Annotated in this window: 9 protein-coding genes; 5 read left to right on the forward strand and 4 right to left on the reverse strand. The window is 29.0% G+C overall.

What is annotated here, in order from left to right; all coding sequences use genetic code 4:
* The 3 genes from T416_RS03950 to T416_RS0102930 form a co-directional block, all read left to right on the forward strand.
* Window positions 1–1,361: site-specific DNA-methyltransferase (locus tag T416_RS03950; RefSeq protein ID WP_038079775.1), on the forward strand; the 1,361-nt coding region annotated here is incomplete at its 5' end.
* A gap of 67 nt (window positions 1,362–1,428) precedes the next feature.
* The gene (locus T416_RS03595; RefSeq protein WP_211246924.1) at window positions 1,429–2,934 is read left to right on the forward strand and encodes a DNA methyltransferase; all 1,506 of its coding nucleotides are present in this window, start codon (window positions 1,429–1,431) and stop codon (window positions 2,932–2,934) included.
* A 247-nt stretch (window positions 2,935–3,181) separates the two neighbouring features.
* Complete coding sequence (locus tag T416_RS0102930) at window positions 3,182–5,821, forward strand: DEAD/DEAH box helicase family protein (RefSeq protein WP_031489320.1); 2,640 nt, start codon at window positions 3,182–3,184, stop codon at window positions 5,819–5,821.
* Between the two features lie 293 nt (window positions 5,822–6,114).
* Here T416_RS0102930 and T416_RS0102935 read toward each other — a convergent pair whose 3' ends face one another.
* From T416_RS0102935 to T416_RS0102950, 4 genes are all read right to left on the reverse strand, one after another.
* A complete protein-coding gene (locus tag T416_RS0102935; protein ID WP_051675993.1) occupies window positions 6,115–6,642 on the reverse strand; it encodes a hypothetical protein in 528 nt (175 codons plus the stop codon).
* Window positions 6,630–7,094, reverse strand: coding sequence for a hypothetical protein (locus T416_RS0102940; protein ID WP_031489322.1), 465 nt, complete (start codon window positions 7,092–7,094; stop codon window positions 6,630–6,632). The genes T416_RS0102935 and T416_RS0102940 overlap by 13 nt, the downstream gene beginning before the upstream one ends.
* A gap of 240 nt (window positions 7,095–7,334) precedes the next feature.
* Window positions 7,335–7,967 carry a UpaP162 family type II restriction enzyme gene (locus T416_RS04110; protein WP_408645120.1) on the reverse strand — a complete coding sequence of 211 codons (633 nt, stop codon included), beginning with the start codon at window positions 7,965–7,967 and terminating at the stop codon, window positions 7,335–7,337.
* 63 nt (window positions 7,968–8,030) lie between these two features.
* Window positions 8,031–9,005: a DNA cytosine methyltransferase gene (locus T416_RS0102950; protein WP_031489324.1), complete on the reverse strand. Its 975-nt coding sequence runs from the start codon at window positions 9,003–9,005 to the stop codon at window positions 8,031–8,033.
* 655 nt (window positions 9,006–9,660) lie between these two features.
* On the opposite strand from T416_RS0102950, the gene T416_RS03600 reads away from it, so the two are divergent.
* Window positions 9,661–11,046: a coiled-coil domain-containing protein gene (locus T416_RS03600; RefSeq protein ID WP_038079780.1), complete on the forward strand. Its 1,386-nt coding sequence runs from the start codon at window positions 9,661–9,663 to the stop codon at window positions 11,044–11,046.
* An 844-nt stretch (window positions 11,047–11,890) separates the two neighbouring features.
* Window positions 11,891–12,559, forward strand: coding sequence for a hypothetical protein (locus tag T416_RS0102965; RefSeq protein WP_211246925.1), 669 nt, complete (start codon window positions 11,891–11,893; stop codon window positions 12,557–12,559).
* The last annotated feature ends 320 nt before the right edge of the window (window positions 12,560–12,879 follow it).

Raw genomic sequence — 12,879 nt, forward strand, 5'->3', positions numbered from 1 at the left:
TATCTACAATTCTTAGTCGGTACCGAGGTAAGGTCAAGTGCATTTACATTGATCCACCTTACAACACAGGTAATGACAGTTTTAACTACAATGATAGATTTAACCATTCAACCTGACTTACATTTATGAAAAATCGTCTTGAATTAGCTAAGGAATTACTAAGAGATGACGGGGTCATTTTTGTACAGTGCGACGACAATGAACAAGCATATTTGAAGGTGTTAATGGATGGTGTGTTTGGAAGAGATAATTTTATTGGTTGTTTAGTTAGAAAAACTACTATACATGAGAGGGTTTTAAGTCCTTGAGAAATTCAAAAATTGCATGACTATATTTTGATATATGCAATACACAAAAGACAAGTTCATCTAAATAGAATTATTACTGGCCAAAAAGAGTTTCCATATCATGACAATTTAGGTGAATATTATTTAACACCATTTCAAAATTCAGGGGCTAATGGTACCCGCGAAGCAAGACCTAATTTGTACTATCCTATTTATGCTAATAACGAAGGTAAATTATCTTTAACAAAGTCAAAAGAATACAACCAAGAAATTTTGCCTGCTAAAGTATCTGGAAAAGACGGTCGTTGATTATGAAGCAAGGATAAATTTGAAATTGATAATTGAAGATTAGTACTAAAAAATGGCAAACTATACGATAAACGCTACAAACATGAAACAACAATTCTTGATAAAAGCATTGCCCAATCGTCTTGCCTTGATAATGAAAAAAATTCACTTGGAACGAAACATTTATCAACTTTAATTGGTCAAGGTAAATTTCAATACCCTAAATCGGAGGAACTAATATCTAAACTATTAAATTTATGTACTAATGTAGGTGACATTGTACTAGACTTTCATCTTGGTTCAGGTACAACAGCAGCGGTTGCTCATAAAATGAATCGTCAATATATTGGTATTGAGCAAATGGACTACATCGAAAGTGTCACTGTCGAACGGCTAAAAAAAGTTATCGAAGGCGAACAAGGTGGAATTTCTAAAATAGTTGACTGAAATGGTGGTGGTTCATTTGTTTATTGTGAACTTGCTAAAAAAAGCCAAAAATGAATTGATTTAATTGCTAAAGCTACTAAAAATAACATCGGGCAGGTAAAAGAACAAATCCTTTCATCGCATGACATCATTCCCTATCTTACTAAAAACGAAGTTAAAGAAATTCTTCATAATTTTGATCAATATGGGCTTGATGACCAAAAACAGCGATTAATTTCTATCATCAATAAAAATAAACTTTATGTAAACTACAGTGAAATAGATGATGAATCAAACGAAATTAAGGAATCTGAAAAAGATTTTACAATTTCTTTTTATGGAGAAAAAATAATCAACTAAAAAATACGATAATGTTTATCAGAATAACATTAAAACAGTATTTAATTTTATTTAAAGGATGAATTCTATGGATTTAAAGGAAACACTACTTAACTTACTTAAGGGTGACGAAAAATACTATTCGACTGAACAAAATAAATTACTTCTTGGAAATATTTTTGTTGCTGTAAATAACCACGATTCAGATTTTTTCAAATTACTTTTCCATAATGAATTAATGAAGCGAACATTCTTTAGCAAAGTCGATGATTTTTGAATTTTTAATGATCAAAAATTTATTGACTTCATTAATCTAAAAGATTTTATGCCTGATAGTTTTACATCCTTTAAAAATAAAATTGGTTTGGTCGATAACAAGGGTGACTTTTTAAGCGAAAAAAGTGATGTAGTTCTTTCTTTTCCGTACAAAGATTGTCTCCTAGTTGGTAGTCAGGATAAGGATGATCAAAAAAGCACTGAAGTGATGTTAAACGAAACTTTAGCACTTGACTATATTAACCACCTCCTTCAACCAAAAGTCTTTGTTAATATGAAACGTTATTCAAAAGAAAAGGTGGATGAAAACATCACTTTTAATGAAAAAGATAACCTTATTATTAAAGGGAATAATCTAATCGCTCTATCTTCAATTCTTAGTCGGTTCCGTGGCAAGGTGAAGTGTATTTGCATTGACCCACCTTATAACACTGGTAATGATTCATTTAATTACAATGATAAATTCAACCATTCAACCTGACTTACATTTATGAAAAATCGTCTTGAATTGGCCAAAAAATTATTAAGGGATGATGGTGTTATTTTTGTTAATTTAGATCATAATGAAGTACATTATTGTAAAGTATTAATGGATTCTATATTCGGTAGAGAAAATTTTGTTAACGAAATCATATGGAGATATAGAACCTACATAGGGCAAGTTAAAATGTTTTTTCCTAAGAAACACGATAATATACTGTGGTATAAGAAAAAAAATATAACATTTTTTAATCAAACGAATGTAGGTAATTACGAAGATACACCAGACTACAAAAGATGGAAACAATATTTAAATAACGATGGTGAAATAATATACGGAAATCATCCTATTACAGATTCAAGATTTACAGCATATTTAAGAAAATATATATCACAATTTGGAGAACCTAAAAACGGGGATGTTATTTATAAAAATTGTGGATATGTTGTCGACGATGTATGGGAAGATATAATTGCTTTAGATGCAAAAAATAAAACAGAACGAATAGAACTATTTAGTGGTAGTGGACAAAAACCTGAAGCTTTAATTGAAAGAATTTTAAATTCTACAACTCAACCAAACGACTTAGTTCTCGACTTCCACCTAGGTTCAGGAACAACAGCAGCGGTTGCTCATAAAATGAATCGACAATATATTGGTATCGAACAAATGGACTATATCGAAAGTGTCACTGTGGAACGATTAAAAAAAGTTATCGAAGGCGAACAAGGTGGAATTTCTAAAATGGTTAACTGAAATGGTGGTGGATCTTTTGTTTATTGTGAACTTGCTAAAAAAAGCCAAAAATGAATTGATTTAATTGCTAAAGCAACATAAAGTAACATCAGTCAGGTAAAAGAACAAATCCTTTCATCGTATGACATCATTCCCTATCTTAATAAAAACGAAATTGAAAAAATTCTTGATAATTTTGATCAATATGGACTTGATGATCAAAAACAGCGATTAATTTCCATCATCAACAAAAATAAACTATATGTAAACTATAGCGAAATGGATGATGAATCAAACGAAATTAAGGAATCTGAAAAGGCATTCACAGATTCTTTTTATGGAGAAAAACATGAGTAATAACTTAGCAGAAAAATTTAAGGAATTAATTGAAGATATAGGAAGACACCATATTGATGATTTCATCCTTAAAGGATTAAATCCTAAAATTACTTTACGTGATTATCAACAAAAAGCAATCAGGGCTTTTCGACTATATTATCACGGTCACAAAGGTAAAAAATATCATAATGGTAAAATCCATAGTCTTTTTCAGATGGCCACCGGTAGCGGTAAAACAGTCATTATGGCCGCCCTTATTTTATTTCTTTACCAACAAGGTTACCGTCACTTTATTTTCTTTGTCTCACAAACGAACATCCTTGAAAAGACTAAACAAAACTTCTCAAATCCAGCTAGTTCTAAGTACCTTTTTGCAACTCCATTAAAAAATAATGATAAATTGATTAACATTAATGTTGTCAATAATTTTCAAACATCAAGTGTTGATCACGACTCGATCAACATTTGTTTTACAACTATCCAGAAACTGCATATGGACATTGCAAACCCAAGGGAAGATGCGATGAGTGAGTATGACTTCAGTAATCAAAAAGTGGTCTTTATTAGTGATGAATCACATCATTTAAATGCTTCAACTAAAGTTAAAAATAAAAAGAAGAATACTACTACAAGTGATTTGTCTTGAGAAAATACGGTAATTAGTCTCTACAATAAAAATCCACTTTCTGTCCTTCTTGAATTTAGTGCGACCGCTGGTTTAAATGACCGTGAGATTCATCAAAAATACAAAGATAAGATCGTTTTTGATTACCCTTTAAGTTCTTTCCGTGATGAATCTTGAACAAAGAATTTTGAAAACATAAGTTCAAATAGTAAATATTTTGAGCGAGCACTAATTGCACTTGTGATGAGCGAATACCGTCGAATGCTTTTTAATGAACTAGGTCTTGAAATTAAACCAGTTGTTTTACTTAAATCAAAAACGATTAAAGACAATAAGGAAAATTTTGAAGAATTTAAAACAAGAATGAAAATGCTTGACCCTAAAGAAATAGAAGTCCTTGAAAGCATTGAAATCCCAACAATCAAATCAATTCTTGATTATTTTAAGGAAAAAGGTAACGGTAGTTATCAAACACTAGTTAACCTTCTTAAAGAAAGTTTTAGAGAAGAAACTTTAATTAGCATCGACTCTTCTTCTGAAAATGCGATTAAGGAAAAAGACCAAATCCTACTTAACTCACTTGAAGATAGGGATAATGTTTTAAGAGCAATCTTCGTTGTTGACCAATTAAATGAAGGATGAGATGTGTTAAACCTTTTTGATATTGTTCGTCTACACGACGAACGACAAGAGAACACAAGAGCGAATTTAAACACATACACGATTCGGGAAGCACAATTAATTGGTCGTGGTGCACGATATTGTCCTTTTATTTACCAAGGAGATGAAGAACGTCAATATAAACGTAAATTCGACTTTGATGTAACAAATAAATATCGAATCCTGGAAACCCTTTACTATCACTGTAAAAACGATTCAAAATACATAAGAGAGTTAAAAAATTCACTAATTGCAACTGGTTTAATAGATAAAGATGAAGGAAAAATTTTGGAAATTAAATTAAAGGATGAATTTAGACAGTCAAATTTTTTCAATCAAGCCTTTGTTTGAACCAATAAACGTGTTCCAAAGAAAAACAAGACACCGAGTGAAACAGATCAAAATCATTTTTCAAGAAGTATTGATTTTAATATTGACACTTTACTTGTTAATGAAGAATCACTGTTTAACAATGACGATGAAAAGAGTAAACCAGTTGCTGAAAATGAACTAGTAGATGAACTAAGTTTAAACCAAATTGATTATCATATCGTAGAAGGTGCCTCTCTTTATTTTGAGATGCTTAAGTTTAATTATTTAAAAAGAAAGTTTGCTAATTTAAAGTCTCTAAAGGAATTCTTAACATCAAATGAATATTTAGGGGATAATTTTAAAATTAAATTTTGCTCACAAAACGAAAAAACAGAGCTCACTGGTAAAATACTCTTTAAAGGATTAATTGAAGCTTTTAAGGTAATTGAAAAGTATCTTTACAATTTAAAAGATGAATATGTCGGCTCTGATGTTTGATATCCAAAACCACTTAAAAATGTCATTGATGATAAAAGTATTTATGTTAAACCAACAGCAGATACCGATGGTCGTGGACATTCCCAAAGTGAAGCGAATGAAAACTTAAGAATGAACCTTAATGAAAAATCTTGGTATGTTTTTAATGATAATTATGGAACTTCGGAAGAAAAGCAATTTGTAAAGTGGTTTAGTGATAATTATGCTAAAAAACTAGAAAGTAAAAACTTCGAATTTTATTTAGTAAGAAATGAACGATTTAGTGATCTTGCGATTTATGATTTGGAAACTGGAGATCGTTTTGAACCAGATTTTCTACTATACATTAAAACAGAAAAGAATAATTTGCAATTCTTTATTGAACCTAAAGGTTCGCAACTTATTAGCAATGATCAATGAAAAGAGACATTGCTAGATAAATTAAATAATGAAATTAATTTCAATCACCAACATACAGGTTGAAAAGTTATTGGAATGCCATTTTTTAATCGGGAAGATAAACTCTTAAAGAAGTTTAAAGCTAAATTTGAAGAGTTCATTGAGTCATTAGTATAAGATGAATGATGGAAAGGTAATTATAAAAACGATGTCTTTATAAGGATTTGAGACAAAACCATTTGGTACAAAATTAGTTTAATATTTTATATAGTCTTGAATATAAAAAAAACACCTTTTACATAGTTCTCAAATTAGGTAAGAAAAGACACACTCTTAATTTTAAAAGAGGGTGTCACCAAAATGAAAAACCAAGTCTCGCTCATAAATTTTATATAAATTTAAAGTGTTGCACTTGGTTTTTAATTTTAGGAAATATATAAAATATTTTTATATTTTATACCCTTGTATTTTTATCCAAAAGATAATTTATCTTTTCAATTATCTTCATATGGAACATTATAAACATTACACATTTCTTTAACAACTTCATTTCAATAATTAAAAGAATTTTCAAATGTTATAAAATGATTAGCAATTCCTTTTAACATTCCGTTATTAGGTGAAGTTGTATTAGCATTAATAATAATATAATGTAATAATAAATGTTGCGCGTAAGTAATTAAAATTGCTTTATCTGTTTTGTAATAATCTACCATTTCACTATCTTGTGAATAAATTGCTCCGCTAATTTTTATTTCATCAATGTGATGACGACAATATTTTCATTCCCCGATTTCATTTCTTGAATTGGTGACATATTCTTTAATGATTAGTTTATTATAATTATTTACGATTGCCCCATTTTCAATTAATTTTTCAATTGTTTGATAATAAATCTTTACTCATTGATTTGAATTTTTATTTTCTATTTCTCAGTTAGGATTAAAATAATTTTCTTTTTGAATTTCTTCTGTTATCATTTTGTTTATATTTTTCATTCTCTTGTTTCTAAATCTAATATATTTTCTAATTTCAATTTTGCTTGAAAATTACCATATTTTGAATACTCCATTGAATCTGTTTGGTCGTCTAATTTAAAAGATATATTAAATAATTTACCGGTTTTGGTTGTTTTAATCATATTGTTATCTAAAAAGAATTGAATTACCTTTTTATGTCTTAATGTATCATCAATGCTTAAATAAAAGCATACTACTCCAGAATCATTACTGCTAATAGGATTAAATATTTTAACACTCTCAGAATCAACCGTTCTTTTTATAGTAGTACATACTTTTAATTCCATTGCTTTTAAAATAAGTTTATCAACAATCTCTGCATCATTTAATTTAAAAAAATACATTCATTTACCACAATTAGGGATATCTGTTCACATATCTTCTTCGCTTTCATAAAAGTATTTTCAAGCTTCATTTTCTTTAATTATCATTTTATGCTCCTTTAATACATATAAAATCTTTATTAAATCAACTTTTTATAAAAGGAAGGGTGATTCTAATTTACGCAATATTTCGTTGTTTACATACCGACAAGTTATTGAATTGATAAGCAAATTTGTTCTATGATTCAATTTTGAACGAACGCAAAATATTGACAATAAAAACATCAAGTGTTTTTACAGAATGGGGTATTATGTGTTTAAATTATGTAACATAATTTAATTTCTAGTTTATTTCTTTTGTTTTAAAAACATCTTGGTTATAAAACTTAGAGTTTTTTCATTTGATATTTCATCGAATTCGGTTAACTTATTATCATTAAAGAACTTTTCAGAAATTATAAGTCTTCCTGATGATGATTTATATTCTTCACCCCAATTGCGATGATCTTGTTTAAAACCTTTATAAAAAGATATTTCTTCAAGGGTAAAAATTTCGAAATTAATAATATTGATTTTATCAAGATAATCAATATTTTTAGCACTATTCTTGCGGTCTATTTCATATCTAATTTTAACCACTACAAAATAAAAATCCTTCTCATTTAGAGAATATTCTCGATAGTCGTTATATAGTTGTTTAATCGCAGCTATTGCATTATTTTTACTTTTTTTATTTTCTGTTTTAACATTAATTAGTAAGTCATATTTTTTAGAAGTTATTAGAAAATCGTAACTACTTTTGGTTGTTGTGTAATGATCGCGTAGAACTTGTCAATCATCGATTCCACATAAAACATTTTTTAGTTTTTGATAAATAAACTCCTCAAGGATAAAACCAATGGCTGTCGATGACCTAATACAACTTTTTTTGACTTTAAGAGGTTTATGTCTTCAGCATAAATAGATACTTGATGGCGGTATACTTTAAAAATATTATTTAATTCTTTAAGTATCAAATTCTTTATATAGTATAAATCGGTTCAATTAATCATTATAAAAGACCTCGATAATTACTTGTGCGATATATGAAGGCAATCTCGGAGGAACTGCATTTCCTATTTGTTTTAAAATATTTGATTTTGTTGATCGAAAAATAAAATTATCAGGAAAAGTCTGTAGACGAGCAAGCTCACGTGGAGTCATTACTCGATTTAATGTTGGATGAACATGCACCCCACCGTGGTTTTCCTTAACCGTCGTCGATGGTTTGTCGTAGTATTGACGACGAAAAGCATCAGAATAGCCTGTCATTACACTTCTTCCTGCTGGTGTTTTTTTAATTTTTTCAATCATTGATGCAGTATGATTTGTAAAAATGTGATTAAAGTCAATTGACTCAGGAATCTGTTCAAGATCATTGATTGCATCATAAACTGTTTTAACTTGTAGACGAGTTTTTGATAACCGTTCAATGATTCTATCAACTTTGTTTTTATTATTAAAACTTGAACCAACAAAAATAACTCTTTCTCTTTTTTGCGGTACACCAAAATTAGATGCATCTAGCAAGATAAATCTGGAATAATATCCCTTCATAGATAAATTTCCGATTATTTTTTCAATAACTAGTTCCCCATCATTTTCCTTAAATGATAAAATTCCTTTGACATTTTCCAAAACAAATAGTTTTGGTTTGACTTTATCGATTGTATCAATAGTATATTTGTAAAGTTGATTACGATGATCATCCGGATTTCGTTTACCTGCCATAGAGTAACCTTGGCATGGGAATCCACCGATGATTAAATCAACCTTGTTTTTAAATTGCTTTTCAATATCAAGGATAACTGAAGGATCAGTAATATCTTTAGTATGTTCATTTTTCTTAAAGTTTAAATTGTATGTATCAAGTGCTGGCTGTCAATGTTCAACAGTAGATACTATTTCAAAACCATTATGAAAAAAACCATAGGTTAATCCACCACATCCACTAAATAAATCAATTATTTTTCTCGACATTTGATTTCCTTTATTAAAGATTATACAAAATCCCTACTTTTACTTTTATTTAAATGTCTTAATATGGTGGTAAAGAACGATTTAATTCTTTTTAGTAAAAGCATAACTTTTTATCTAATGTAAATTGTCAGGATTACCCAATTTAGTGGACATTTCTCCTTTTCTCAATTAAGTCTATATTTCTAATGGATAATCATCAAGACTCAATTCTCTCTTTCTTGTAAATAATGAATCGATTGCTCGTATCTAACTTCATTTCTTCTCTCTTGTTGGCAAGATTTTTCTTCATTAAAGGAAATAATTTTTTTGGAGTTCATCATTCACTTCGCAAACAAGAACCTTTTCTTCTGCCTTTTTCAATCTAGCTTTTAAAGCTTCACCAATTTTCACACTTCAATAATTTCTGCAATATGAATAAAATCTTATTTATCGGATTTATATTACAGTTCCTTCAAAACTAAAAAAAGTATAAAATTCCATATTTTTTTTAATGAATTAAGCAATCTCTTCCCTAAAATAACATTAAAAAAGGTCAATTTGTAGTAGAAATTAAACCCTTTTGTGTATCTCCTTTATGTTTATATTAAAAGTAATAAACTCAATAAAAGTCATATATATACATATATATTCAAAATACTTATTAAGGAGTCGTTCAATGAGTAAAAAAGCAGCAAAAATAGCAATTGGCATTTTATCAGCATCTATAGCCACTCTTGCAGTATCGTGATCTTCTATCCTAGTTTATGATCACTTTAACCATAATAATAATTTCAAAACCCAATTGCAAAATGTAGTGATTGAGAAAGAATTAGAAGTTAAACAAGCACAAAGTAGACTGGATGAATTAAAAACAGAATTAGCACAAAAAAAGAAGAATCATACTCTTGTTAAGAATAAATTAGATGAGCTTCAAGGTCAACTTGATGACAAAGAAAAAAGACTAGGTGTTTTAAAACAAGAATATGATGCTATCAACGAAGCTATTCACAAACTAACTAAGGAAAAAGAAACAAACTCACAACACTTAGCATCTTTAAATGAAAAAGTTAAAGAAGAAAAAGAGATACTAAACTTAAAACAAACTGAAAAAGATGAAGTTGCTAAGAAGGTTAATGCTGCTAAAAAAGAAATTCAATCACTAAACTTAAAAATTACTAAACTTGATTCTGATATCGTAGATACTAACCATTTGATTTTGCAACAAAAGCAATTGCTTAAGAATGTGATTAATGACTATAATGATGCATTAACCGAAAAAAGTAATGCTGACACTCAAGTTAGTAAACTAAATGCGATGAAAGATGAAGCTACAAAGAAAATTTTAGAAGCTAACTCACATATTGATTCTCAAAATAAAGAATTGAAAAAGTTGAACGACGAACTTAAAACAATCAAAAGTGAATTAAAAACCATTAATGACCATAAAAAAGATTTAACTAATAAACTTAATAAGACTAAACAAGATATTAAGAACAATGCTGATAGTATTACAAGCAAAACAACTTTGTTAACTAATAAGCAAAAGGAACAAACTAATAAGCAAAATGAAGTTTCAGCTACTAATACTTTACTTTCTAATCAAAATAAATTAATTACTGAAAAAACACAAACACGTGATGCCCTTACTAAGGAAATTGAGGGCCTAAATACTGAAAAAAGTCGTCATGAGAATGAAGTAAATCGACTTAAGATGGCATATGATGCGAAGGTTGCTGAAGAGAAAAAACTTGAACAAAAATTAAAAAAATTGGAAGAAGATTTAAAAATAGTTGAACAAGAAAAATCAACTAAAGAAACGGTTGAACTTCCTAAAAAACGTGATGCTGAAATGAAAGCGAAAAAGTCATTAAGTGATGCAACTTCAGGTCTTGATCATGCACTAAATCAGAAAAGACAACACGAAACTTTAACAACTGATCTTGAGCGAAAAATGAATGAAGCTAAGCAAATCAGTGACGAAAAAGAAAGAGATACTACTCAGGTTAACAAAAGTTTAGAACAACTAAACGAAAAACTAAATACTTTAAATCAAAAAAATTAACGACGAAAAGTTTCAATCATCAATTGCAGAGCAGGAGCATTCAAACCAAGAGGCAGAACTTACTAGACTAAGACAAGAACTAGCTGAAAAACAACGAGCTTTTAATAGTACAAAAGATCAAGATTCAAAACGTTACATAGCACAAGATATTGATAATACACAAAAGAAAATAGCTGCAGTCGAAGAAAAAGCAAAGAAGAGTCAGAGTGAATACGATACCCTACAAGCTAAAATAAAAGAAGATGAAAAAGAAAAAGCTCAACAAGAACAAACTATTAACGATTACCGAACAAATGTTTTAGATCCGTCTAAAAAAGAAGCTGAAGAAAAGAAAAGATTAGCTGAAAAAGCGAAGTCTGACTACTTAAATGAGAAAAATAAAGATTCATCTATTGATGAACAAGTAAGAATTAAAACTGAAGCAAAAAAACAAGCTGAAACCCAACATCAAACCGCTCTAAACGAACAAAAGAATCTTGAACAAGCAATCGCTAACTTAAATAATGTCATCAAAACTAAACAGGATGCAATCAATAAGGAAAAAAGTGCTGACCAAAAATTAAAACAAGAAGTCGCATCTCTTAATAATCAACACACTGAGGAAGTAAAACAAAGTCAATCAACCACTAGTTTACTCAATCAAAAGCAAGAATTAGAAAAGCAAGCGAATGCTGATCTAACTAACCTTAATACTGAAAAAGGGAAAATCCAACAAAAACTAACTAAGCTTGAACAAGAAAAGAAAGAGAAAGACAAGGAAGTAAAAACCCTAGAGGATGCTATAGCAGACCTTAACACCGAAAAAACTAAACTAAATAAAAAGAAAAGCGAAGAAGAAAATAGTTTGTCAACTATCAAGAGCAACTTAATGAAAAAAGAAGCTGAAGAAACAAATAAAAAAGGTGCTATTAATAGCAAAGAACAGGAAAAAACAGGTGAAGAAACGAAACTTCACAACCTTACTTCTGACAAGATTAAAATAGAACAAGATCTTTCTTCTGCTCTTGTTAATGTTAAGGAGAAAGAAAAGGTCTTAAAAGACAAGGAACATCTAAGAACAGAAAAAACCGAAAACATTGCATCTAGTGAGAAAAAACTAGAACAACTAACTAATGAACATCAAAATTCATCTTCAACTTTGTCTAGTAAAAAGAAAAACTTCGACAAAGAGGAATCTAAACTTCGTAGTATGGAGAAAAAACTAGAAGAATTAACTAATGATTATTTAAAAGACTTGGGTGAAGTTGAAAATGCTACCGCTAAGGATAAAAAGGTTACTGATAGTATAAGCCAAGAACAAAGTAATCTAGAAAATAAACATCAAGCAATTGATCAACTAACAAAGAATAAAAATAACGACCAAGCAAATAAAGATGAAACTAAAAATAACCTCGATTCTTTAAACAGTGCAATTAAGAAAACCGAAGAAGAGATTGTTTATCAAGAACATCTGCTTGATCAAATCAACAAAGAAAAGAACAAGGCTAAAGAAGAATTCGAACAATATCAATAAGGATTTGAACTGGACTGTACACCAACTGTGCAAATAAAAAACTATTTTTGTTGTTAGTCTTATTAAAGAATAAAAACTTGTAAAAACAATGTATCGAATATAATGAAACAATCAATAATTTTTTAGAGAAATTATGATTTTAAGAATTTAGATAATCTAAATAGCATCTTTAAGAAGAGATATTAGCATTACCGTACAAGTGATAATTGATGGTTAATTTAACACTAATATGGGTTTTAAAAGAATGTTAATATAACCTATAAAATTAACTATTACAATTGATTATCCACCAAAGAGAGTTCGTACAGTCTGTGGTGTCT

This window comes from Ureaplasma canigenitalium ATCC 51252, from assembly GCF_000712165.1.
In the GTDB taxonomy this organism is placed as follows: domain Bacteria; phylum Bacillota_I; class Bacilli_A; order Mycoplasmatales; family Mycoplasmoidaceae; genus Ureaplasma; species Ureaplasma canigenitalium.